This window comes from Hymenobacter ginkgonis (genome assembly GCF_009755225.1).
GTDB lineage: Bacteria > Bacteroidota > Bacteroidia > Cytophagales > Hymenobacteraceae > Hymenobacter > Hymenobacter ginkgonis.
The window spans coordinates 48,146-72,279 of the sequence record NZ_WQKZ01000009.1; the positions used below are offsets into that span (position 1 = coordinate 48,146).

Here is a 24,134-nt window from a genome sequence, read left to right on the forward strand (position 1 = left end):
TTTCGTTTATTTCGTTTGGCAGGTTTGCACCTGATTCTTTACGCTGCTATTATGAAAGCCATTCTTGAAACCCTATCCTTGCAGGACCAGCGCGTAGCCAGGGATTCTTTGTTTAGCTTCACCCGGGCCATTGCGGCCGAAGGAACGGACCGAGTTAAAATCCGGCTGCCAGGGCGTGACGAGGACATTACCATTCCGCGCAAGGCCCTAGAGCTACTCAGCTTCATTCTGTCGAGCATGGCCGAGGGGAAAGCTATTGCGCTTGTTCCTTCGGCTGCTGAGCTGAGCACGCAGCAGGCTGCCGACATGCTCCACGTTTCCCAGCCCCACTTGGTCAAAATGCTGGAGCAGGGCGTGCTGCCCTTTAAAAAGGTGGGTAGCCATCGGCGGGTGCTGCTGCAAGACCTGTTGCAGTACGAAGCCCAGCAGGCCGAGCAGCGTCGGCAGCAGCTCCGGTTTTTAGCGCAGCAGGCGCAGGAATTGAGTCTGGGCTACGAATGATTCCTTCCCCCGGCTCATTGCCTTGCTGGATGCGTGCGCCCTGTACCCAGCGCCCATCCGGGGCCTGCTCCTACAGCTGGCTTCCTTCGGCTTGTACACGCCCAAATGGACCGCCCGCATCCCGGATGAATGGACGCGCCACCTGCTTAAAAACCGTGCTGACCTCAACGCGGGGCAATTGCAAAAAACTGTCGCGGCACTGCGGGCGGCTTTTCCAGCTGCCGAGGTTAAGCAGGATGAGCCACTCCTTGCCGCGCTGGATTTACCTGACCCGGACGACCGACATATTCTGGCTGCCGCCATGCGGTGCCAGGCCACAATAATCGTCACGGCCAATCTCAAAGATTTTCCGGCGCACCAGCTGGCCCAGTTCGATATCGGGGCCCAGCATCCCGCTGTTATTACCACCAATCTAATCGACCTGAATCCAGAGCCGGCGCGGGTCGCTTTCCGGCAGCAAGTTTCTTTTCTAAAGAATCCGCCCCGAACGGTCACCCAGGTCTTGGACAACTTCCGGCAGGTTCAACTGAAGGCCAGTGCCGATAAACTGGCAGCCCTGCTATAGATGGCTTCGGGGCAAAAGAGCCCGGTCTATAGCAACCAAACCAGACGGCCGGGTCCACATCGGCGCACTCCTTATTATAAGGAGTAAAAAAAGCCCGCGAGGCATTTTCAGGCTGAGTCGGATTTTTCAGAGTTTAGGAACCATAAGACTTACCTCCTTTCCGTACCTTTGCCCCAATGCGCGTCCTGGCTCTACTCTTTGCTCTTTACTTTTCGGTGCTCGGCTGCCTGCCCTGCTCCGATGTGGAGCCGAGCGCCACGCTCGTGCAGGGGACTATCGTGCGGGCCGCGCACCACGACGGAGGCACCTCCCAGGGGGGCATCGATTGGTGCTCGCCTTTGTGCCAGTGCCACTGCTGCGCGGGCTTCGCCATGCCCGCCGTTCCGGCCCTGGCCTTCATCGCCCGGCCGGTAGCGCCCTACTCGGCGCAGCGCTTCAGCGTGCGGAACGTGCCTGCCGTGCAGACCCGCGCCCCGGTCACTCCGTGGCAGCCGCCCCAGGGGGCCTAACCATTTCTTGCTTTCCGGCTCTTGCGGCCGGCCCTGCCAAACGCGGGGCTGGCTGCCGTGCGTTCGCGTGCTATTCACTTGGTAGCCAAGGCTGAGCGCGCCGGAAAGTCTTTCCTATGGTCAGGCTTTTTACTCCCCAGCGGCTTCATGTTCGACCGGCTGATTCATTTCTCCATCCACAATAAACTACTTATCGGGCTGTTGACCCTGGCCCTGGTGGCCTGGGGCGGCTACTCGCTCACGCACCTGCCCATCGACGCGGTGCCCGACATCACCACGAATCAGGTGGTGGTCTACACGGTGGCTCCTTCGCTAGCAGCCGGCGACATCGAGCGGCTCGTGTCCTTTCCCATCGAGCAGAGCGTGGCCACCATTCCTGGCCGCCAGGAGGTGCGCTCGTTCTCGCGCTTCGGCCTCTCGGTCGTAACCATCGTTTTTGAAGATAAAACTGATATTTACTGGGCGCGCCAGCAAGTCAGCGAGCGGCTGTTGGAAGCCGAAAGCCAGATTCCGGCCGGCATCGGGCGGCCCGAGCTGTCGCCGGTTTCCACCGGCCTGGGCGAGGTCTACCAATACCTGGTGCGGGCCGAGCCGGGCTACGAAAAGCAGTACGACGCCCGCGAGCTGCGCACCATTCAGGACTGGATAGTGCGGCGGCAGCTGCTGGGTACGCCCGGCGTGGCCGACGTGAGCAGCTTTGGCGGGCTGCTCAAACAGTACGAAGTAGCCCTGGACCCCCAGCGCCTGCAAGCGGCCGGGGTGACCGTGGACCAGGTGTACCAGGCCGTCAGCCAGGGCAACCAGAACGCGGGCGGGGCCTACATCGACCGCAGTCCCACGGCCTACTATATCCGCACCGAGGGGCTGGCTCAAACCCCGGCCGACATCGGCAACATCGTGGTGCGCACCACCCAAAACGGCCTGCCCGTGCTGGTGCGCGACGTGGCCACCGTGCAGCTGGGCTCAGCCGTGCGCTATGGGGCCATGACCCGCAACCAGGAGGGGGAAGTAACCGGAGGCATCGTGCTCATGCTAAAAGGGGCCAACGCCAACGACGTGATTAGAGCCGTCAAGCAGCGCATGGCCACCATCCGCCAGACGTTGCCAAAGGGGGTAACAGTGGACGTATACCTGGACCGGTCGGAGCTGGTGGGCCGCGCCATTCACACGGTCCAAAAGAACCTGCTCGAAGGCGCGCTCATCGTCGTATTCGTGCTGGTGCTCTTCCTGGGCAACTGGCGGGCCGGGCTGGTGGTGGCCTCGGTCATCCCGTTGGCCATGCTCTTTGCCATCAGCCTGATGCGCCTGTTCGGCGTCTCGGGCAACCTGATGAGTCTCGGGGCCATTGACTTCGGGCTTATTGTGGACGGAGCCGTCATCATCGTCGAGGCCATTGTGCACCGCCTGCACGGCGGCGGGGCCGGGCTGACGGGCCGGCTCTCGGGCGAGCAGATGGACGAGGAAACCTACCAGGCCGCGAGCAAAATCCGCTCCTCGGCCGCCTTCGGGGAAATCATCATCCTTATCGTATACCTGCCCTTGCTGGCGCTGGCCGGCATTGAAGGGCGCATGTTCCGGCCGATGGCCCAGACCGTGGCCTTCGCCATTCTGGGGGCCTTTATCCTCTCGCTTACCTACGTGCCCATGATGTCGGCGCTGGCGCTGAGTCGCAACGCGGACCCGAAAGCCACCATCTCCGACCGGCTGCTGGGCTGGCTTACCCGACGCTACGACCCGCTGGTGGCGGGCGCGCTGCGTCACAAAACCATCGTCCTTGGCTCGGCCGTCGCCCTGTTAGTAGGGGCGTTTCTGCTATTCCGCACCCTGGGCGGGGAATTCATTCCTCAGCTGGCGGAGGGCGATTTCGCAGTGGAGCTGCGCACGTTGCCCGGCTCGTCGCTGGAATACACCGTCGAGAAAAGCCAGCAGGCGGCCGGCATTCTCAAGCGGCAGTTTCCCGATGAGGTCAAGGAAGTAGTGGCCAAAGTCGGCGCGGCCGAGATTCCCACCGACCCCATGCCGGTCGAAGCAGCCGACGTAATGGTTATTCTCCGGCCCCAGGCTAAGTGGAAAAAAGCCGACAACCAAGCCGACCTAGCCGAGCAGATGGCCGCCGCCGTGGGCATCATTCCCGGCGTCACCTTCGGCTTTCAGCAGCCCATCCAGATGCGCTTCAATGAGCTGATTTCGGGCGCTAAGCAGGACGTGGTACTCAAGATTTTCGGCGAAGACCTCACCCAGCTGGCCGACTACGCCCGCCAAGCCGGGGCCGTGGTGCGCCGGGTGCCGGGGGCCGAAGACGTGTACGTGGAGCAGGTCACCGGCCTGCCCCAAATCGTGGTGCGCCTCGACCGCGCCCGCCTGGCTCGCTTCGGGCTGAGCGTGGGCGAAGTAAACCGCACGGTGCAAACCGCCTTCGCTGGCCAGACGGCCGGGCAGGTATTTGAGCAGGAGCGGCGCTACGACTTGGTGCTGCGCCTGCGCAGTGACCTGCGGCGGGACATCAACAGCGTGCGCCAGCTCTTTATCGCAACCCCCACCGGCCAGCAGGTGCCATTGGAGCAGGTGGCCACCGTGGCCTTGGTCGAGGGGCCAAACCAGATTCAGCGCGACGATACCAAGCGCCGGGTGTCGGTGGGCTTCAACGTGCGGGGCCGGGACGTGGAAACGGTGGTGCGGGAAGTGCAGCAGCGCTTAGGCCAGCAAGTCCGGTTCGCGCCGGGCTACTACACCACGTACGGCGGGCAGTTCGAGAACCTGCGCGAGGCCACCGACCGGCTCAGTATCGCGGTGCCGGTGGCGCTGGGACTCATTTTCGTGCTGCTCTTCTTTACGTTCCACTCGGTTAAGCAGGCGCTGCTGATTTTCACGGCCATTCCGCTCTCGGCCATCGGCGGGGTTCTGGCCCTGTGGCTGCGGGGTATGCCGTTCAGCATCCCGGCCGGGGTGGGCTTTATTGCCCTGTTCGGGGTGGCGGTGCTCAATGGCATCGTGCTCATCGGCTACTTCAACCAGCTCAAGGTGGAAGGAGTAACCGACCTGTACGAGCGCATTCGCAAGGGCACGGAGGTGCGGTTGCGGCCGGTGTTGATGACGGCCACGGTCGCCTCCCTGGGTTTTTTACCGATGGCGCTGGCTACCTCGGCGGGGGCGGAAGTGCAGCGGCCCCTGGCCACGGTGGTTATCGGCGGCCTGGTCACGGCCACGCTGCTGACGCTACTGGTGCTGCCAGTGCTGTACGCCCTGAGTGAAAAAGGAGCGACCAAGCCGATGGCACCCCCGGCGAGCACGCCGCGCCCCACTATTGCGCAGACCGTATGCCTACTGCTGGTCATGGGGCTAGCAACCCTGCTGCCGGGCCGGGTGCAGGGTCAGGATGTGCAGCTGCCCCCGGCTGGCTCGCCCCTGAACTCGGCCCAGGCCGTGACGCAGGCCTTGGGCGCGGGGGGCACCGTACAGACCGCCCAGCGGGCCGTGCAGGCGCAACAAGCCTTGCGACGCGGGGCCGTGGATTTCAGTAAAACGACCCTTAACGGCTCGGTCGGCCAGTACAACACCTACCGGGTAGACAATCAGTTTTCCATTGTGCAGCCCTTGGCCCTGCCCGGCGTGTACCGCAACGCGGCGCGGGTAGCGGGGCAACTACTAACTGGGCGGGAATTGCAACTCGCCCAGGCACGGGTAGAACTACGCCGGCAGGTGCGCCTGGCCTACGAGCAGGCCGTGTACGCCCGCCATCGACTGCGCACCCTGCGCGGGCAGGACAGCCTGTACGCGGAGTTTCTGCGGGCGGCCAACCTGCGCTTCAAAACCGGCGAAGTGGCCCGGCTCGAACCCGCCACGGCCCTGGTGCAGCAGGGTGAAACCCGCGTCTTGGTGCGGCAGGCCCGCACGGACTACGCCGTGGCGCGTCGGCAATTGCAAGCCCTGCTCCAACAAGCCGGCCCCGTGACGGTGGCGGACAGTGTATTGCGCCCCCTAGTGCCAACTGCTGCCGTAGCACTGGATACGGCTACGGCAGCGGCCCCGGCCCTGGCCGATACGGCGTTACTCCAAACCAATCCCCAGGCGCGGGTACTGGCCCAACAGATTCAGGAGCGCCGGGCGGAAACCCGCCTGGAACAAGCGCGGGGCCTACCCGACTTCACGGTGGGGTACTTCAACCAGTCCTTGAAGGGTCCCCAAACTGTCGGCGGTATCGGCGGCACTGAGCGCGATTACGGCCCTGGGGACCGCTTTCAGGGCGTGCAGGCCTCCGTGGGGATGCCCCTGTACCGCCGCCCCCAAAAGGCGCGGGTGCAGGCCGCCCGCTTGCAGGAGCAAACGGCTCAAATCAGCTACGCCCGCTACCGCGCCGAGCTGGCTGGCCGCCTGGATGAGTTGCTGGCCCAGCGCCGCGAGCAGATTGAGCGCCTGCGCTTCTACGAGCAGACGGGCCTGCCGCAAGCGGCCGTGCTTGTGCGCCTTAGCACGCGGGCATTCAAGGCCGGCGAAACCGGCTATGCGGAATATCTGCTCAACCTGGAGCGCGCCCTGCGCCTGCGCACCGACTACCTGAGCGCCCTGCTGGCCCATAACCAAACCGTCATCGAACTGGACGCGCTGCTGGCCGGCGACGCCCAATAATTCAACGCTTTATCACCTGATGCTTCCATCATTTAATCAAGTTACTCCCCTGCTGTTGTCACGACTCGGGCGGGTGGGACTTCCCCTGCTGACCGCGCTGCTGCTTACTGCCTGCGGGTCGGGCGGCGAAGAGAAAACGGCGGAAAAGGCCGAAGCGGCTACTGAAAAACCTGAGGCTGATGCGCCGGCCGATGTCGTGCGCCTGTCGGCCCTTGAGCAGCAGGCCGCGGGCCTGGTGCTGGGCCACCTCGCAGAACGCCCCCTGGGCACTGGCCTGGCCGTCAGCGGCACGCTGGACGTGCCCCCCGAAAGCGCGCTGGCCGTGGCTGCCCCCCTGGGCGGCTTCGTGGAAAGCACGAGTCTGCTGCAAGGCTCGCGGGTGCGCAAGGGGGAGGTACTGGCCATCATCCGCAATCCTGAGTTCGTGCAGCTGCAACAGGACTACCTCGAAGCCACTAGCCGCCTGCGCTACGCCCAGGCTGACTTGGACCGCCAGCGCGAACTCTACCAGCAGGAAGTAGCGCCCCAAAAGAATTTCCAGCGGGCGCAGGCCGAATACGATGCCTTGCGGGTGCAAACCCAGGCCCAGGCCGCCCGGCTGCGGCTGGCCGGCCTGCCGGTCGGGGGCCAGCTCGTGAGCACGGCCGCCGTGCGGGCCCCGCGCAGCGGGTTCGTGCGGGCGGTGAACGTGACGGTAGGCCAAAGCGTGACGGCCGCCGATGCGCTGTTTGAGCTGGTAGACCCCACCCACCTGCACGTCGAGCTATCGGTGTTTGAGAAGGACGTGCCGCGCATTCAGGCCGGCCAGCTCATCCGCTTCGCCCTGCCCAGCGACTCGGCCGCGGGCCGCGAGCGCACGGCCCGCGTCTACCTTATCAGCCGCGCCATCAACGGTCCCGACCGCACGGTGCGGGTGCACGGCCACCTCGACCAGGAGAACGACCCGGCCTTGCTGCCGGGCCTCTACGTGCGGGCTACCATTGAAACGGGCCGCAACACCGTTCCTACCCTGCCCGAGGCGGCCGTGGTACGCTACGCCGGTCAGACGTACGGCTTCATACCGGTTAGCCCGGCCGGCTCCTACCGGATGATAGCCCTGCCTACCGGCCGCAGCGAAGACGGCTATACGGAGGTAAAGCGCCCGGCGAATCTGCCGGCTACCACGACGTTCGTAGTCAAGGGTGCGTATTCGCTGCTGGCCAAGCTCAAGAATACGGCCGACGAAGACTAATCCATTCCGCGCCCGCTCATGCTCGAACTACTCACCGGCACCCTCCTGCTCAGCCTGCTTCACGCCGCCATCCCCAACCACTGGGCTCCGGTGCTGGCCGTGGCGCGGGCTGAACGCTGGCCCCTACGCCGGGCGGTGGGGCTGACGGCAGTAGCCGGCCTGGCCCACGTACTGAGTACCGTACTGCTGGGCCTGGCCCTGGGGCTGCTGGGCTGGCGGCTTTCAGACCACTTTGCGCAGGTGGCCGCTTGGGCTGCGCCAGCGCTGCTTATCGGCATTGGCCTGCTCTACGCGCTTTCGGGGCCGGGTCATGCGCACCCCGACCCGACTACCCCCTCGCGCCGGGGCAAGCACTTCGTGCTCGGCCTGGCCCTGACCATGTTTCTGGCTCCCTGCCTGGAAGTGCAGACTTTCTTTCTCACGGCCGGCACGCGGGGGCCACTCGTGCTGGCGCTGCTCATGGCCGTGTACCTGGTAGCCTCCGTGGCCGCTATGTGCGTGCTGGTCGCCGTGGCCTTTCGGGGCCTGCACCACCTGCCCCTAGCCGGAATCGCCCGCTACGAGCGCCGCCTGACGGGGGCGGTGCTCGTGGGGGTAGGCATCGCCGGCTTTTTTGTGGAATGGTAGCCGGCCAGCGTCTTCTCTCTTCTCTTAACACGCTTGTATAGACTGTATATGCCGGACCCTACTTCATCCAATACCAACGAGGAACTGAACACCGCCAAGCAGGTGAACCTCGACAATGTGGGCGCGCTCAACCGCGAGCAGCTCACGCCCCAAGCTGCGGCCGAGCCCCAGGGCCACGATGTCGCGGGTCACGACCATGCTCCCGCCGAGGGCAAGCCGGCGGGTCACGACCACCACGACCATAGCCACGCCGGGCACTCCCATGACTCCGGCGAACTGGACCTAGATGAGGAGGAGGAGCACGACCATGACCACGGCCCGGCCGGTGCTAATCCCTACCTGCTGCCCGGCATTAGCCTAGTGCTGCTGCTGGTCGGCCTGGCGCTGGACCACTACCAGGCGGGCTTCTTTACCGGCTACGTGCGGCCGGCCTGGTATGGGCTGGCCTTCGTGCTGGTAGGCTGGAACGTGGTCAAGGCGGCCGTGCTCAGCATCCCCAGCGGCAACGTGTTCAACGAGTTTCTGCTGATGAGCCTCGCCACCATCGGCGCGTTTGCCATCGGTGAATACCCCGAAGGCGTGGCCGTCATGCTCTTCTATACCGTGGGCGAGTTGTTTCAGGACGCGGCCGTGAATCGGGCCAAGCGCAGCATCAAGGCCCTGCTCGAAATTCAGGCCACCGAAGTGACGGTGGTGCGCGGCGGCAAGAATCTAGTCATTGACCCTAAAGCCGTGCAGGTGGGGGATATAATGGAAATCAGGCCTGGCGAGAAAGTAGCCCTCGACGGGACGCTAAACGCGACGGCTGCCAGCTTCAACACAGCCGCCCTAACCGGCGAGTCGGCCCCGCAAACCAAGCAGCCGGGCGAAGCCGTGCTGGCGGGCATGATTAATCTCGAAAGCCTGGTGCAAGTGACCGTTACGGCGGGCTTTCAGGATACCAAGCTCAGCAAGATTCTGGCAATGGTGCAGGACGCGGTGGGCCGCAAGGCCAAGACCCAGCAGTTCATCACCCGGTTCGCCAAAGTGTACACCCCCATCGTGGTGGGGCTGGCCACGCTGCTGGTGCTGGTGCCGCTGCTGGTCGTGCACGATTATGTTTTTCGCGACTGGCTTTACCGGGCGCTGGTGTTTCTAGTCATTTCCTGCCCCTGCGCGTTGGTCGTCAGCATTCCGCTAGGCTACTTCGGCGGCATCGGGGCTGCCTCCAAGGCGGGCATCCTCTTCAAGGGCTCCAACTTTTTGGACGTGCTGCGCGAGATTGATACCGTCGTGATGGACAAGACCGGCACGCTGACCAAGGGCGTGTTTGCCGTGCAGCAGGTGCAGCCCGCGCCCGGCACTGAGCCCGCGCAGCTGCTGCGGCTGGTTGGCGCGTTGGAAACCAAGTCTACCCACCCCATTGCCCGCGCTGTGGTCGCCCACGTCGGGGAGGCAGTTGCCGGCGTAGCCGTAGAAAACGTGGAGGAAATCGCCGGCCACGGATTGCGTGGTCGGGTAGACGGCCGGGACGTACTGGCCGGCAATACCAAGCTGTTAAGCAAGTTCAACGTCGGCTACCCAACCGAAGTAGACCAGGTAGCTGACAGCATCGTGGTGGCCGCTATCGACGGGAAGTACGCCGGCTACCTCACCGTAGCCGACGCCCCGAAGGAAGACGCGGCCCAGGCCGTCCGGGAGCTGAAAGCCGACGGCATCACCAAGCTCGTCATGCTCTCCGGCGATAAGGACAGCATCGTGCAGCGCGTGGCCAAGGAGTTGGGCATCACCGAAGCCCACGGCGGCCTGTTGCCCGAAGACAAGGCCAGGTACGTGCAGCAGTACCTGAGCGAGGGCCGCAAGCTGGCCTTCGTGGGCGACGGGGTGAACGACGCGCCCGTGGTGGCCCTAGCCGACGTGGGCATTGCGATGGGTGGCCTGGGCTCGGATGCCACCATTGAAACCGCCGATGTGGTGATTCAGACCGACCACCCCAGCAAGATTGCCACGGCCCGTCGCATCGCCCGTGCCACGCATAACGTGGTGTGGCAGAATATCTGGCTGGCCTTTGCCGTGAAGGCTGTTGTCCTGGCGCTGGGCGCGGGTGGGCTGGCTACGATGTGGGAAGCCGTCTTTGCCGATGTGGGGGTTGCCCTGCTGGCCATTCTCAACGCCGTGCGCATCCAGCGCATGAAATTCTAACCTCATGCTACTGACTATTCCTACGGCAGTTACGCCTCCCTGGACGACCTTAGTAGGTTTCTCGCTGCTGCCCGCTATCGTCATGATTGCCGGGGCGGCGCTGGCTGTGTGGCGAGCGCCCGGCCCAAAACTGCGCAGTGCCATTCTTCACTTCGCAGCTGGCGTCATCTTCTCCGTCGTCGCCGTGGAACTGCTGCCCGACATCGTGCAGCACCACGCTCCCTACGAAGTAGCTATTGGTTTTGGCCTTGGGGTAGCCACGATGCTTGGCTTGCGCTACTTTACCCAGCGCTTAGAAAAGCAGCAGGAAACGACCTCCGAAACATCAGTTGGTACGGGTTCTCCCAGCGCGTCGCCACTACCGTGGGGCCTGCTGGTGGCTATCGGCATCGACATTCTCATTGATGGGCTGCTGCTCGGCATTGGCTTTGCCGCTGGCGCGAAAGAAGGCACCTTACTGGCCATCGCGTTGACCATTGAACTGCTGTCGCTAGGCTTGGCTACGGCCGTGGAGCTGCGCGACGGCGGGCATAGTAAAGGCCGGGCCGTGGCCATCGTGGCGGGCACCTCCCTGATGCTGCTCGTGGGAGCTGGTATCGGAAACACGGTGCTGCGCGGGGCTACTGGCAACCTACTGGAAATTGTGCTTTCTTTTGGCTTGGCGGCGCTGCTCTTCCTAGTCACTGAAGAACTGCTAACCGAGGCCCACGAGGAAACCGAAACTCCACTGCTCACGCTGTCTTTCTTCGTGGGCTTCCTGCTCTTTCTGTTGCTGGGCATGGTCGCCTAGCTCGACTACCTCCCAGTGAGTTGGCTTATAGAAGACAAGAACCCTCGCACTAAACTTTCAGGAGTTGGTGCGAGGGTTCTTAGGGTGTGGAATCTGCGGGATTGCAGGCGCAATTTGCACGATATGGCTTGAACTAGCTTGCTGCTCTGAGCCCGTTAATCACCTTTTTTATGCTTGTGAGGCTTCAAATCGGGGTGTTTCGGTGCGTTCGGTGGGTCAACCCGTCTTCTTCTGTCGGGTGTGCCGTCTTCTTTGTTTGGTTTTGGTCCAGGTTTGAGGCCCATAATGACGAATGGTTTTTAGAGGTAAAACTTCTTTTCAAGACCTTTCAGTAGTGAGTAATACTCCTTACTGAGAGCTAATAAACGAAGAAAAAACTTTTGGTAAAACAGAAAATATCCTGCCCCTAAATTTTATGAATAAAAATAGAGAGATAGTGCAAAATCAAGAGTATAAATACCTTGTTTGAAGGCACTTGCATGTGAGACCTGATTTTTTCACTAAACGAAATCGCCCGAATTCGGGCGAAATTTCGTACCTTTGTCTCATTAATCCCCCGCACGCCAAGGCTTGCAAGCGCATCTGCGGGGCTTTCTTACCGAAATTACAGCGCCTCTAGCTTAGCAGCTAGGGGCGTTGCCGTTTCATATGGTCTAGCATGTCCCACCAGTACCGCAAGCAGCCGCTCTCCAGTGCGGATATGCTGACCCTGCTCAAGAGCCGTAACCTACTTATCCCTGACGAGGCGCGCGCGACTCGGTATCTGGATAGCATTGGCTATTACCGACTCAGTGGTTACATGTACCCCTTGCAATTAGCTGACCGCTCACACCGCTTCGTGCAAGGCACGAGCTTCGATGACATCGTACGCGCTTATAAATTCGATAAGCAGCTGCGGGCAATTGTCATGGAATATATGGAACGCGTGGAAGTAGTACTGCGGGCCAAGCTGACCAACTACTACAGCCTGGAGCATGGCTTTTTCTGGTACACCGACGAAAACTTGTTTGACAGAAAGTATATAGGGCAGTGGCAGGAGCTTCTAGAAAAACTTCAGCAAGAGTTCAAGCAGCCGAAAGAGTTGTTTCTGAAGACATTCAAGCGGAATTATCCAGATGAGCCATTTCCACCCTCGCAGATGGCACTGGAAACCTTATCGCTGGGGGAGCTTGCGCGCCTGTTCAGGGCCCTATTAACCGACCAGACAAAACGGCAAATTGCTACCGAATTTCAGCAGGCCCCTTCCACCCTGGATACGTGGTTTCTCTGGCTGGCTAACGTTCGCAATGTCTGTGCCCACCACGGCCGGCTCTGGAATAGAATTCTCTCGGCCGACCGCCCAACTATTCCCTCACGCAAGCAGTTCAAATTTGCCGTGGACATGCCTGACGACGCGAACACCACGATGTACGGGGCGGTGGCGCTCATCAACCACCTGTTGCAGTGCTTCAATCCAGGGAACGCTTTTACTGTTAAGGTCGAGGCGCTGATTCGGGAATACCAGGTGGACGCTACCAAGATGGGCTTCCCAGCCGAGTGGGAAACGACAGCTGTTTGGCATCACTAAGCAGCCGCCAGGCCGATTGCGTCTCGCGGTAATTGCTATTGCGCGGGCTGAGCGCCGCCAAAAGCGCTTAGCGCGAGTGTACGCTTCCCGCCTAATTGAGCCAGTTAGCAACCGAGGAAAATCTCGCCCCAGTGAATAAGGTAACTGGTTTCACTTAGCTCAGATAGGTAGCGATTAGTGAAGTTTATCACTACCTATCTGCTATCTTGCCGACCGAACCAAAAACCGCGGTCCACTCCGTTATATATAGGCTACATGGAAAACGAGGTTGCGCTTACCGTGAATCCCGTGGGCCACGGCCTCGCGCACCATACCGGCGCGGCGGCTCGCTACGTCGAGGCCGGGCTGAATGGAGCTCCCAATACAGCCCGGGCGTACTCAGCTCACTTGCGACGCTTCAGCGCCTGGTGCGCCGAACACGGGCATCAGTCCTTACCAGCATCGGTCGATGCACTGGTTGGCTTTTGTACTCACCTGGCCGAAGCCGGCAAAAAAGTCGGCACGCTCGAACAGCACTGCGCCGCCATTAGTAAGGCCCACGCCGTGCGCGGCGTGGACTCGCCAACCGATGACAAACAGTTTAAGATTTTTATGGACGGCGTACGCCGATTGCACGGCGTGCGGCAAAAGCAAGCTGCCGCCTTCTCCCTGATTCAACTCAAGCAGTTGGTGAGGAGCCTGGATATCCAGACAATGACGGGACTACGCGACCGGGCCATCCTGCTACTGGGCTTTACCGGGGCTTTTCGCCGCTCGGAACTGACAGCTCTGAACGTGCAGGACTTATGCTTTACCGAGGATTGCCTAGTCGTATCACTGCGCAGAAGCAAAACCAACCAGCTTGGTGACTACGAGGAAAAGGCTATTTTCTATTCGCCCGAGCCGGCCGTGTGTCCTATCCGGTCCCTAAAGGCTTGGCTAGAACAGATGGAACGTAGTGAAGGGCCAGTATTCGTCATGCTTCGTAAAGGCAACCGATTGACTTCTAATCGCCTGTCTGACCAATCAATCAATACGCTGGTGCAGCGTTACCTAGGGCCAGACTACACTGCCCACTCATTGCGGGCTTCCTTTGTCACGGTGGCCAAGCTCAACGGGGCTGATGACAGCAAAATCATGAACCAGACCAAACACAAGACCAGTGCTATGATTCGCCGCTACACCCGCCTCGACAATGTGCAGCAACATAATGCCGCCAAAGAATTGGGCCTTTAATCAGATTAACCAACCAATTTGATTTGTTAATCCGTTTAACCAATGTCGAGTTAAACATTCATTCTTTCTACTCTTAACTAAAAACAGGATAATAGTTATTGGAGTGCAGAGAAATTAGCTGCTTTAACTAAGAACGGATGCATCCGTTCAGCAACAACCCCAAGTTGCTCAGGGTCGAGTAGCCGGCGCTTATGAGTGAGGTTAATCATCTTGGCATCAAAGTCAATTCCATGTGTCTCCTCAATAGCTAAAATCAGTTGGGACTCTCTCGGCTGATTATCAACTATGAATTGCAGCATTAAAGGCAAATTCTCTTTATCCTGCCCTTGCTGATTGGGGGCATCTATAACTATTGGGCAAAAAGCTGATGAACCGTATTCGCGTGCCAAGTGCAAAATGCTATAATAATAAGCCATCAATGCTCTGGGTTTAGCGCTTCCTGACTCCTTAATTGTGGAAGTCATTGCTTTATAAAATTTCTCTTTCAGGGAAAGCACGTTTAAGCCTATTAAGAATTTAGACATATAGCCTAGATATTTCCCATTGATAAGCTCTTTACGCTCCTTGTCTTCAGAATCCTTCATGACATCCTCGTAGCGTTTCTTCTCAATCAATACCTCCTTAAGGCGTTCCGTATACAGGGCAACCTCTTCTTCAAGCATGTTCTTAATTTCACGCTTGCCCTCGCTAGCTATCAAGTCTTTAAGCTTTACTTCCTCTTTTTTGACTCCCAAACGTTTCTCGATATCATGAATAATATAATTGTTATTGCTGAACTGTTCCGATACAACTGATATGCTGTTATCAATTGCCACTAACTCTTCCTTCAATTCTGTTATTAGGTCTAAACACTTTTGCTCATCCTGAGCCATATCGAAGCGCTCTGCAAAAGAGTTATCGTATTCAGCACCACAACTGGGACACAAGACCACGTCATTGAGTGTTTCCACTGCATAAGTGTAATCCTCCTGAGTTTCTTCAAGAGCTCGCCTAGTTATTTCTAATTGAGCATCAACACTGATTCGCGCATTGTAATGATGTGCTAAATCATGCTTGATTTTATTTTGTGAGGTATTCAGGTCTTCGCATACTACTAATAAGTCAGATAGTTCCTTCTGAAATTCTTCGATATTTACGCTAAATTCAGTTTTAGCAATTTTTTCTCTCAGATTTGCTAATAGCCCTTTTACTACTTTCTCTTCGGTGGAAAGAACTTTAATTTTCTCATCAATTAGCTTTATTTCTCCCTTTGCTTCAAAGAACTCATTAGGCCTAAGCCCAGTATGGTAGCTAACAAGGTCGCTTTTTGGGTTAGGTAGATAAAGACGGTCGAAAGAAGACCAATTTTTGGCCCACCCCAAATCTTGGTCAACATAATAAGGTAAGAAAAGGTAGGCCGGCGGGGGGACAACTATTTCTGCCTTTTGATTTACTAGTTTGATTTTAAAATCAAATAGTTCTGCTAATACACTTCCTAGTTCAGACACTTTGGTCGATTGGAATTGCACTTCTCCCTCCGAATCGAATAGAGTAAAAAAGTTACCCTGCTTCATCATAGAATAGGGAACTCTGTCTACTGTGAAGCGAACTATAGAAACTACTTCTGCATCCTGCCAGCTTGGATGTAGCTGATGCGGCTGCGCTCCAAACGTATAGTAGATTGATTTCATCAGGCAAGATTTGCCTGTACTATTCATTCCCACTATCACCGTCCTTCTTTTGTCGAAGGTTAAGCTTAGGGCGCTTTTTTCCTTTTGGGATAGAAGCAGTATCTCTTTTAAGTAAAATGCCTTCATTTGGCCAATTTCGCAGGGTGTGAACGAGTTGCTTGAAGTTGCCTTTTATCATTGTTCGTAGAAGTGAAAAAGGAGTATCGTTCTCAAATAATCATCTTCTATAAAGCTAGCTGCAGCAATGGTCTTCTTCACCTCCGCAAATAAGCAATCCAAGGTTGCCCAAAGCGTCGCTTCATCACAAGCGCTTGCCTTGACAATTAGATTAGATTCATCAATAACAGTTTTGAGCATCCGATTTGCGTAGTTCATACGTTCTACCTCGAATAGCTTCGCGTAGCGCTTGAATGTTTTTATGAAGCTCACGCTGACCTGTTCTGCATTTAACCTTCCTTCAATAGAAGCCATTGTAGATTCAATTGATGAATTCTTAGTTACTACTTCCAAATACTTGTCGAAATCGTCCCTGCTAATTGACTTTTTTCTTTTAAGTGTTTCAAAGTCCACTATTACTTCTTCAACGTTACTTTTCTTTCTAACTTCATCAAATATGCTTTTGTATAGAGGAACAATCTGATATTTGGCACCAGGGAATTTGGAATCAATGAAGTCCGCTAATTGCGCCTTTGCTAATTGGTCATGGTGGTTGATATCTAATTCCCCTAACTTGAAGAACATTATATTCTTGAAATTGCCAAGGTCATTCAATGAGTGTTCTGCCTTCAATGCATCTATTATTGTGCTTAAATCCTTATCACACAATTGATTGCAGCAAAATCCTGAAATATCTGCACAACTTACATCATTAGAAAGCTTGCCTTTTATTCTTGAATTAGTTACAAAAGTTAGAGATAAGACATCATCATTATGTTTGATGATGTTGTCATATAATTTACCCATAAAAGAATTTAACGGGCCTTTTTTTCCACTCTCCCTCTTGATTAGCGCATTAACAGTCCAGTGAGCAGCCTTTTCTGTCTTGGTTTTAACTTGATAGAATGATATTTTCTTAGGGTCAGAGCTAGAGTCAAAAACGATAATATCGTCGTGGTATTCAAAACTGACTAAATAATCTCCCGGCTTAGCATGAAGCTCTAATATTTTAGTAATCGCCCAATTCTTTTGAAAATCAAATCTATTAGAAGCCATTGGGCCGCTATTCTCCCTCGGCACCACTGAAAATACCCTATCCTTTATATTCATGCTCTATAGTAGGTTGCTTGCTGAGGGTCGCAAGTTTTAGACAATGCTAAGCACAAAAGCCAAATGTAGCACCTGCTATACGTACGTGTGTCCCTGCTACGGGCCATATTACAGATGGCCCTGCTCACCTATTCCATCAAAGAAGCCCTCGAAACGGCCAGCATTAGTTACTGCGAACTTGCCTAGGCGGGTGTTGATTTTCTTTTTTAAGCTAATCGGGTAATCTTCCGGGACTATCCCCGGCATTCCAAACTTAGTCTTGATTCGACTAAACTCGCTCACACATAGCTGTTCGCATTCCTGGGTAGCCCAGCCGTCAGTAGGTCGAGTTATGACGTGCACTACTGGCGGTTCCAAATTAGAAACGGCCCGAATTTGCAGGAGGTTCAAATGGTGCGCCGTGCGCACATCGCGCCAACTCAATCCCGTACCTGCCGGATGATTATGGGTCATGTATCCCCCGTGCGCTTGCCCTACCTGTTGATTGGTAAATTCTACGCTGAAATCGCTGCTCTGTACTCGAAGAACTTCTTGCCCTTCGGCATTGAACACGACGCAGACCTCCATTGGTAAGGCAGCAAGTTGTCGCTCAATAGCCAGTAGCTTCTCCTCTATGGACAAACTAGGTGGAATCACGAGAGCAGTTAAGTCAAAATTGGCTTCAGGAGTTGGTACAACCGGCCTACTGGCTGAAGACGAAGGGCTGGCATTTTTAGCCATTAAGAGAGGAATGGTTTCGGGGACCTACTTCTTCCCAGGCCGAGCAGGAAAGAATGGAGGCAGTTGACTGGGCAAAACTACCTAGCTCAAGCGACCGATTTACGCGATACTTCGCTGCTTCCAAAAGGTAAGCTCTAACCGTGGCTTTTCCGAATAGTAGCTCATTTCTAATCTGCGCGCTGGCTTAATTCTCCTCAGTAGTGAGCCTATATACTACTTATTTTAGCCAATTTAAAACTAATTTGATTGGCAATAACGTATACTTGCGACCAGTCTAAGTTTCCTTGGCCGATGAGTGACGTCGAATTAATCCCGGTTGTAGCGACCGAAACTCCCTTCTTCCTGCCGCTTTTTAGCTGCACCGTACCGGCTGGCTTTCCCTCCCCGGCCTCCGACCATCTTGAAGATGAACTCTTTGACTTGAACCGGCTGTTGCTGCGCCATCCCGATGCAACGTACCTAGTGCGGGTCTCGGGCGAAAGTATGGCCGGCGCGGAAATTCACGCCGGGGACTTACTGGCAGTTGATAAACAGCTAGAAGCCGACCATAACCACATCGTAGTGGCAGTAGTCGAGGGGGAGTGCACGGTTAAGCAATTAGTTTGCAAAGGAGGTTCCTGGTGGCTTATGCCAGCTAATCCGGCCTACCAGCCTTACGAGATTCGGGACACCAACGAAGTCAGCATTTGGGGGGTAGTCACGCACGTGCTGCACGAATTGGTACCCGGCAAGCTCGCAGCGCTGCTGCGGACTCGCGACTAAGCTCCCCAGATATGTTCGGACTAGTAGACGCCAACAATTTTTACGTGAGCTGCGAGCGCGTATTCCAGCCGCGCTATGAGAAGCGCCCTGTCGTGGTCCTAAGCAATAACGATGGCAACGTCGTGAGCCGGAGCGCGGAAGTGAAGGCGCTCGGTATTCCGATGGGGGCTCCCTATTTCGAGGTCAAGGAATTGCTGAGAGCTAATAACGCGGCCGTGTTCTCCAGTAACTACGCCCTCTACGGCTCCATGAGTGCGCGGGTCATGTACTGCATCGCCCAGCGAGTACCGGCTATCGAGATATACTCGATTGATGAAGCTTTTCTGGACTTGCACGGCTTGGAAAAGCACTTGACTCCTTACTTGGGTCGCCTGGACAACTTGGCTCATACCATTCGGACCGACGTGAAGCGCCGCACGGGCATTCCTACCTGTGTGGGGGTAGCGCCCACCAAGACCCTAGCCAAGCTCGCTAATCGCTTAGCCAAGAAACTCCCAGACCTGGATGGGGTACTCTACCTTGACAGCGCCGAGCGCCAAGCTTGGGCGCTCAGGCAAGTGGCCGTGGGCGACGTGTGGGGTATTGGCCGCCAGTACGCCGCCAAGCTCACAGCCGCCGGCATCGACTCAGCTGCCGATTTAGCCCGCGTTTCTGACGCCTGGGCACGCAAGCATTTGGGAGGCGTGGTAGGGGCGCGATTGGTGCAAGAGTTACAGGGCCGTCCCTGCGTAGGCCTGCATCCTTCGGAAGACGGGACCCTGAGCCGGCAGAGCATCAGCTGCTCGCGCACATTTGGCCGGCCGTTAACGGGCTATGCGGATGTACAGGCAGCAGTGGCCACCTTTCTCTCACGGGCCGCCGAAAAGCTCCGGGCACAGGGGGATACCGCTTACGTGCTGACAGTGTACATCAGCAAAAACCGCTTTGCACCGCACGTACTCCCACCCTACTCCCGGTCAGCCACGTTGACCTTGCCAGGAGGTCCGACAGCTGACACAACGGTATTACTGAGCTACGCCAGTTCTCTACTCGGCCGCTTGTGGGAGCCGGGTACCGCTTATCATAAGGCCGGCGTAGTCCTCGACGGCTTGGAGCCTCCCGGCACTGGTCAGCAGCTTAGTCTATTTAGCCCAGTTCCTACCGCCGCTCAACCGCAGAACGAAAGGGAAGAAAAGAGTTCGCGGGCTAGCCGACCGAGCTTAATGGCCAGCTTGGACGCGCTAAACCAGCGTTTCGGCCGCGGCACAGTGCGCCTGGCCACGGCACTGTCGGCACCGGCCGAACTACCAGCAACCGTCGGCAACAACCGGCCAGCCTGGGAAGGCAAAGCGCAGTGGCGCTCCCCCGCATTTACGACCCGGCTGGAAGATTTACTGCTGGTCAATTGACCATGGGCAGACGAGATAAGTGATAGCAGGTGTCTCATAAAACGAACGGAAAACAACGGTAGCAAGCGCAGGTCAGCCGGGTTGGGGACCAAGTGAGTTTGCGGCGGGTTGGGCGTCTCAGAAAACGACCGTTTTAGTTTTGGGTGAGGACAATCCTTAGGCTAGCTCACATACGTGGCCCCCGACGTCGAGGTGCGTCCTGCTCGGGTGCCTGGTGCTGAGGATGCTGGCCCTGCTCCTTGACGGGAGCTACCGCCTGCGCCGATGCCCTTAGCTGCTCCTTGAGTTGGTCGTTCCAATCGTTAGCCCGTGACTTCTCCAGCTCCAGCTTGGCCACCATCGGAAAGGAGTTGATGAGCGCTTGGTTGAAAAAGGCCAGCGTTTCCAGGCGCTTCGGCACGTGGAATTGGTAGCGGTGGGTATCTATCCTAGCTACCTTAATCAACTCCGAATCAAGCGTAGGGCTAGCCGTCGTGTCTTGGCCACCCGCCTTGCGGTAATCCTCTACCACGCGCAGGTTGTACGCTTTAGCAGCTTGGTGCATCTTAACTACGGGCTCGTCCTGCACCGAGTAGATGCTGACCGTTATGATACTGGGCTGAGTGCGCTCAATGCCCATTGGGGTGTTGGGGCGCGCCAGGCCGGCAATCAGCCGGGTATCGAACAGATGCCCCTCCAGGTTATTATCCATCGCCAGCTTCACCGTCTTAAGATTGGTATTCTCAATCACCCGCTTGATTTCAGCCACCTTGTTATCGGTCAGCTGGCCCGAAGTCGAGGCGTAGACCGCATTGGTGGGCTGCTTCAATTGGTGATAGGAAAGCGCGTCAATGGCGCTTTCGGCCACTACCAGCGTGTTGGTTTTGGTGTTCGGTTTCGAGAGCCACAGGGCGGCCGAATTGAGGGAGTCGGCTGCTTGCCCTTTGAAGCCGTTGGCCTTGACTTCCAGCCCTACAATACCATCCTTGTAAAGCTGGGGAAAGGCCGTATTGATAAACTTATACGCTTGGCCATCCTTGGTAGTGCCCTCGTGCACATGATTCAGGATGCGGCCCTCAAATAGAGGGCTGGCCAGCGTCTCGCTGCTGATACCCCGGCTGTTGAGGTAGCGCGTATCCGTTAAGGGCAACGTCTTACGTAGAAACTCGGGTATGTAACCTTCGCCGCGCTGCACCGGCTCAATGCGCTGTTGCAGTTGGGGACTGACAGTACGCACTTCTGGGGGTAGGTTGAGAAACCGCTTGGCGTTTTCAATAACGCTGGCCCAGACGTTCTTGCCCGGGCTGGCCACGATGCCCGCAATACGCGGGTTCTCAATGCGGTTCTTTAAAAAGTCGATGACGCTACCCTTATCCCGGTCATCGGCCCGGTTGAAATAGAGGTAGTCGCCCGACGGCGCTTTGTAAATAATGACTTGGTCGAGGCTAGGTTTTCCCTTGTAGTCGAAGGTGTGAAACTTGCCTTTCTCGATGTCCGAGCCGCTTTTGGCCCGGTTGTGCTGGTAGCCGAGAGTGAGCACCAAATCAACCAGATTGATATCCTTCTTGACTTGGTTGAAATTAAGCTCTGGTTCGCGGGGCTGCTGCATAGGTAGCGGAGGTGTGTCGGTAAAAGAAAATCAGCCCCCGAATATCGGGAGCTGATTCTCAGTAAGTTTAGGTATTGTTTACATCCGCACACTTTGTCGGCGTGCGGGTGGGGTCTGCGCCTGGGCAATTATTTGCTCCGGCACCTGCCGGGCGGTAGTATCCCGAAAGACGAAAGCCTTCTTAAGTGGGTCAAGCTGCACCAGGGCATCCACTAGCTTATTCTCGCCCGGATGGGTCATGCCCTCTACGCGGGTGGGCTTGCCCTCCAGTAGCGATTTCTGCTGCTCGGCACTGAGCTTCGCGCCGTATACCTCCTTGGGCACACTTAGGCCTTCGGGGCGCACGTACACTACTCGCTTCATTTCCTGGTCAATCGCTAGGTAGCCGGCAAGAGCCTTACCCTGACCATCGCTAAAGCCTTCCGCCAGGGGCACTACGCCGGTAGTCTTAAGCTGCTGCTGCATGGCGGGCGTAATTTCCTTGCCCATCACCTGGGGTGGAATCACCAGCTCGTGCTTGGGCAAGTCTACGCGCAGCGTGGCCACGCCCTGGGTGTCGCGGTCGAGCACGAGCTTGGCGGCAAATTTGGTGGGCTGGCCATCCGGCCCGGCAAGCATCAGGTTGGGAATGAGGTCGGTTTTCTGGCCATCCAGCAGCTTTTGCAGCTGGCCAGCACGCTCCAGTTCAGCTACTGGCACGCCCACTTTAGTCAGCAACTCTATCGGCAGGTCGGCCACACTGAAAGCCTTGCCCTGAGCTACCACCAACGGGGCCTGCGGGGCCGCCGGCTGCACTGGCGCCGGCTGCTGCGCCTGATACACCGTCTCGGCCGCGCTGAAGTATACACGGCCCTTTTCCATCACGCGCCAGCCGTCGGCCGTGCGCTCCAATTGGGTAGGCGTTTCGACTGCCAAGTTCCGCTTGCCTATCTCGGGCTGACCGCTTATCTGGTAAACGCTACCAATGGTGTCTTTGAGAGCGTTAACCAACATATCATCCTTGCCAGGAGCCGGCAACAGAATGGCTCGGTTCGTATCGCGGGGGTCTACCTGAATTTGAAAGAGGGAATAGTGCGCGGCCTGACCACTGAGCATGTCCTTGCGAATCACCCCGTCCGAGTGGGGCGGCGCGTTGGCATAGAGAACTTCTCCTTTGCTGGGAGTCGGCTGCGGCGCTGGGGCGGCCTGAGCCACCGTCGCGACGGGCGTAGGAGTGATGGCCTGCGGGGCGCTCACTTGGGGCTTGAATACGTTACCCTCCGTATCGGTAATGGCAAGCTTACCCTTGGTTACTACTTCCCAGCCGGTTTCGGTCTGCTTCAACTGGCCGGGCTCGGCTAGGCCGACGTGGGCAATCTTAAAACCCGACGTGGGTAGGGCATAGTCAAAGAATTTGCTCATCGACCCGATGCCGTCGCCAATCAGGCGCTGCTGGTCAACCTTGGGGTTGAGGCCAAACTCGCCTTTCTCGCTGATGGCCACATTGAGATGCTGGCTGTCGTGGGGAATGGCCTTGCGGCTGTCAATGATGCCGTTTTCGGTCGAAGGCGCGAAGAGCGTATAAGCTGGGTAGGCCTGGAACGACGCTGCCGGCTTCTCCACCAGTTGCTGCACGCTCTCGCGGGCCTGCTGGCGAGTCTGCTGCTCGGTCTGAGCCTGCTGCTGCTGTCGGGCCTGCTGCGCTAGGCGTTCGTGCTCCTGGCTGGCAGCTTCCTTGCGCGCCTGTGGGTCGCCTGGCATCTCCTGCACCTTGCTCCCCCGCATCACGACGGCCGCATCGAGCAGCGCGCTCACCTTCTCAATGCCTGGCGTATCGAGGTGATAGCTCACCTTTAGCTCCGAAACACTTTGCCCGGCCACTAGGGCAGGCTTGGTTAAAAGTACCTCCGCACTGGCGCCGGCATCTTGAAACCGCTTGCTCAGCACGTCGGGCATTCCGCGGCCGGGCTCCTCGGGCGTGTTGAACGTGAGCCGAATGGTAGCCACTTTCAGCTGCGAGTCGTCGGCCGGCACGGCCAATACCCCAGGGGCAGAGGTTTCGACGGCTGAGGCGGCCGATGCTGGCGTAGCCACCACCCCAGGAGCGGGTACGCCCTGGGCAGTAGCTGGCTTTGCGACGGCGGCTGGGGTGGCCTGTTGGGTACGCTTGAAGTTGTCGGTGAAGTTGCTGACGAAGCTCGTCACGACTCCATTGCGCACGGTGATATTGAGCATGCCATCCTTATCCAGCTTGTTGCTGGCCCGCCGCATCTCCTTCGCCTCCGGCATATTTTTCAACGCTGGGTCTTGGTCGATGGCCTTGTACACGTTAGCCAACAGGTCTTTGATTGACTCTTCTTTGCCGGGGGCCTGCGCCTGCTCGGGGGCGGCCGTGCGCTCCAGCGACTTCGTTTGCAGGATGGCACTAGCAACCGACTCTAGTTGCTTCGCTTCTTGGGACTTACCGCTCCGGCGCAGGGCAGCGGCCACCGGCACCGCATTACGAATAAAGTCGTCGCGGTCATCGGTGAGCGTCTTAGCCTTAGCAGCTGGGCGTGTCGTGGGCTTCATCTGCGTCGGGACGGGAGTAATCTGTGCCTGCTGTTCGGGCTTTTCGGATACCGCCACAGCGGGCTGGCGAACTTGCTGGTCGCCAGCCCCGGAATTTGGTTCGGTTTGTTCAGGCATGTTATTGTTAGTAAAATAGTTAGGCATACCTCTCCCCTATCGGGAAGCTAGCATAAGCAAATATACCACCTCACACCCTGAATTATGACAATTTTACCTAATCAGAATCCAGCTATCTTTAAAGCATTATTTTCCATATTAGGAAACCACTTGCACAGATAATTCATCTAGCTCTTTTCCAACTACTTGCCTTAATCTGTCGAACATTGAGAGTACTGTTGTGGCCTCAAGAGATTTGGAAGTCTCTGCTATCGCCACTTT

Annotated in this window: 17 protein-coding genes; 12 read left to right on the plus strand and 5 right to left on the minus strand. The window is 57.4% G+C overall.

The window, feature by feature from the left end:
- The first annotated feature begins 51 nt into the window (after positions 1 to 51).
- The 10 genes from GO988_RS22285 to GO988_RS22330 all read left to right on the plus strand — a co-directional run bounded on the left by GO988_RS22285 (position 52) and on the right by GO988_RS22330 (position 13,812).
- On the plus strand, positions 52 to 501 hold the full coding sequence (locus tag GO988_RS22285; RefSeq protein ID WP_144853171.1) for a helix-turn-helix domain-containing protein: 450 nt from the start codon (positions 52 to 54) through the stop codon (positions 499 to 501).
- Positions 502 to 523: 22 nt separating this feature from the next.
- Positions 524 to 1,066: a PIN domain-containing protein gene (locus tag GO988_RS22290; protein ID WP_157569774.1), complete on the plus strand. Its 543-nt coding sequence runs from the start codon at positions 524 to 526 to the stop codon at positions 1,064 to 1,066.
- A 176-nt stretch (positions 1,067 to 1,242) separates the two neighbouring features.
- Positions 1,243 to 1,575: a DUF6660 family protein gene (locus GO988_RS22295; protein WP_144853167.1), complete on the plus strand. Its 333-nt coding sequence runs from the start codon at positions 1,243 to 1,245 to the stop codon at positions 1,573 to 1,575.
- A gap of 147 nt (positions 1,576 to 1,722) precedes the next feature.
- Complete coding sequence (locus GO988_RS22300) at positions 1,723 to 6,201, plus strand: CusA/CzcA family heavy metal efflux RND transporter (RefSeq protein ID WP_157569776.1); 4,479 nt, start codon at positions 1,723 to 1,725, stop codon at positions 6,199 to 6,201.
- Between the two features lie 55 nt (positions 6,202 to 6,256).
- Positions 6,257 to 7,432, plus strand: a complete 1,176-nt coding sequence (locus GO988_RS22305) for an efflux RND transporter periplasmic adaptor subunit (RefSeq protein ID WP_198173004.1) — start codon at positions 6,257 to 6,259, stop codon at positions 7,430 to 7,432.
- 18 nt (positions 7,433 to 7,450) lie between these two features.
- Positions 7,451 to 8,059, plus strand: a complete 609-nt coding sequence (locus GO988_RS22310; RefSeq protein WP_157569779.1) for a hypothetical protein — start codon at positions 7,451 to 7,453, stop codon at positions 8,057 to 8,059.
- A 48-nt stretch (positions 8,060 to 8,107) separates the two neighbouring features.
- Entirely contained in the window at positions 8,108 to 10,240 is a 2,133-nt protein-coding gene (locus GO988_RS22315) for a heavy metal translocating P-type ATPase (RefSeq protein ID WP_157569780.1), read from the plus strand.
- A gap of 4 nt (positions 10,241 to 10,244) precedes the next feature.
- Positions 10,245 to 11,030, plus strand: coding sequence for a ZIP family metal transporter (locus tag GO988_RS22320; protein WP_232341663.1), 786 nt, complete (start codon positions 10,245 to 10,247; stop codon positions 11,028 to 11,030).
- Between the two features lie 700 nt (positions 11,031 to 11,730).
- Positions 11,731 to 12,597: an Abi family protein gene (locus GO988_RS22325; RefSeq protein WP_198173005.1), complete on the plus strand. Its 867-nt coding sequence runs from the start codon at positions 11,731 to 11,733 to the stop codon at positions 12,595 to 12,597.
- A 255-nt stretch (positions 12,598 to 12,852) separates the two neighbouring features.
- Positions 12,853 to 13,812, plus strand: coding sequence for a site-specific integrase (locus GO988_RS22330; protein WP_157569782.1), 960 nt, complete (start codon positions 12,853 to 12,855; stop codon positions 13,810 to 13,812).
- 95 nt (positions 13,813 to 13,907) lie between these two features.
- On the opposite strand, the gene GO988_RS22335 is transcribed toward GO988_RS22330, so the two are convergent.
- From GO988_RS22335 to GO988_RS22345, 3 genes are all read right to left on the minus strand, one after another.
- On the minus strand, positions 13,908 to 15,608 hold the full coding sequence (locus GO988_RS22335) for a coiled-coil domain-containing protein (protein ID WP_157569783.1): 1,701 nt from the start codon (positions 15,606 to 15,608) through the stop codon (positions 13,908 to 13,910).
- 48 nt (positions 15,609 to 15,656) lie between these two features.
- A complete protein-coding gene (locus tag GO988_RS22340; RefSeq protein ID WP_157569784.1) occupies positions 15,657 to 16,748 on the minus strand; it encodes a dsDNA nuclease domain-containing protein in 1,092 nt (363 codons plus the stop codon).
- Positions 16,749 to 16,856: 108 nt separating this feature from the next.
- Positions 16,857 to 17,468 carry a hypothetical protein gene (locus tag GO988_RS22345; RefSeq protein WP_157569785.1) on the minus strand — a complete coding sequence of 204 codons (612 nt, stop codon included), beginning with the start codon at positions 17,466 to 17,468 and terminating at the stop codon, positions 16,857 to 16,859.
- Between the two features lie 291 nt (positions 17,469 to 17,759).
- On the opposite strand from GO988_RS22345, the gene GO988_RS22350 reads away from it, so the two are divergent.
- Both GO988_RS22350 and GO988_RS22355 read left to right on the plus strand, forming a co-directional pair.
- Positions 17,760 to 18,230 carry a LexA family protein gene (locus tag GO988_RS22350; RefSeq protein ID WP_157569786.1) on the plus strand — a complete coding sequence of 157 codons (471 nt, stop codon included), beginning with the start codon at positions 17,760 to 17,762 and terminating at the stop codon, positions 18,228 to 18,230.
- An 11-nt stretch (positions 18,231 to 18,241) separates the two neighbouring features.
- Positions 18,242 to 19,618 carry a Y-family DNA polymerase gene (locus tag GO988_RS22355; protein ID WP_157569787.1) on the plus strand — a complete coding sequence of 459 codons (1,377 nt, stop codon included), beginning with the start codon at positions 18,242 to 18,244 and terminating at the stop codon, positions 19,616 to 19,618.
- A 166-nt stretch (positions 19,619 to 19,784) separates the two neighbouring features.
- Here the strand turns inward: GO988_RS22355 and GO988_RS22360 are convergent, their stop codons facing one another.
- Both GO988_RS22360 and GO988_RS22365 read right to left on the minus strand, forming a co-directional pair.
- Positions 19,785 to 21,206, minus strand: a complete 1,422-nt coding sequence (locus GO988_RS22360) for a toprim domain-containing protein (protein WP_157569788.1) — start codon at positions 21,204 to 21,206, stop codon at positions 19,785 to 19,787.
- 78 nt (positions 21,207 to 21,284) lie between these two features.
- Positions 21,285 to 23,873 carry a DUF3945 domain-containing protein gene (locus GO988_RS22365; RefSeq protein WP_198173006.1) on the minus strand — a complete coding sequence of 863 codons (2,589 nt, stop codon included), beginning with the start codon at positions 23,871 to 23,873 and terminating at the stop codon, positions 21,285 to 21,287.
- Positions 23,874 to 24,134 lie beyond the last annotated feature (261 nt).

Bases quoted from the DNA above. Each gene is read 5' to 3' on its own strand.
- GO988_RS22285 (WP_144853171.1), top strand. From the start codon at position 52: ATGAAAGCCATTCTTGAAACCCTATCCTTGCAGGACCAGCGCGTAGCC.
- GO988_RS22365 (WP_198173006.1), bottom strand. From the start codon at position 23,873: ATGCCTGAACAAACCGAACCAAATTCCGGGGCTGGCGACCAGCAAGTT.
- GO988_RS22325 (WP_198173005.1), top strand. From the start codon at position 11,731: ATGCTGACCCTGCTCAAGAGCCGTAACCTACTTATCCCTGACGAGGCG.
- GO988_RS22330 (WP_157569782.1), top strand. From the start codon at position 12,853: ATGGAAAACGAGGTTGCGCTTACCGTGAATCCCGTGGGCCACGGCCTC.
- GO988_RS22345 (WP_157569785.1), bottom strand. From the start codon at position 17,468: ATGGCTAAAAATGCCAGCCCTTCGTCTTCAGCCAGTAGGCCGGTTGTA.
- GO988_RS22360 (WP_157569788.1), bottom strand. From the start codon at position 21,206: ATGCAGCAGCCCCGCGAACCAGAGCTTAATTTCAACCAAGTCAAGAAG.
- GO988_RS22350 (WP_157569786.1), top strand. From the start codon at position 17,760: ATGAGTGACGTCGAATTAATCCCGGTTGTAGCGACCGAAACTCCCTTC.
- GO988_RS22320 (WP_232341663.1), top strand. From the start codon at position 10,245: ATGCTACTGACTATTCCTACGGCAGTTACGCCTCCCTGGACGACCTTA.
- GO988_RS22355 (WP_157569787.1), top strand. From the start codon at position 18,242: ATGTTCGGACTAGTAGACGCCAACAATTTTTACGTGAGCTGCGAGCGC.
- GO988_RS22310 (WP_157569779.1), top strand. From the start codon at position 7,451: ATGCTCGAACTACTCACCGGCACCCTCCTGCTCAGCCTGCTTCACGCC.
- GO988_RS22300 (WP_157569776.1), top strand. From the start codon at position 1,723: ATGTTCGACCGGCTGATTCATTTCTCCATCCACAATAAACTACTTATC.
- GO988_RS22295 (WP_144853167.1), top strand. From the start codon at position 1,243: ATGCGCGTCCTGGCTCTACTCTTTGCTCTTTACTTTTCGGTGCTCGGC.
- GO988_RS22340 (WP_157569784.1), bottom strand. From the start codon at position 16,748: ATGAATATAAAGGATAGGGTATTTTCAGTGGTGCCGAGGGAGAATAGC.
- GO988_RS22315 (WP_157569780.1), top strand. From the start codon at position 8,108: ATGCCGGACCCTACTTCATCCAATACCAACGAGGAACTGAACACCGCC.
- GO988_RS22335 (WP_157569783.1), bottom strand. From the start codon at position 15,608: ATGAAGGCATTTTACTTAAAAGAGATACTGCTTCTATCCCAAAAGGAA.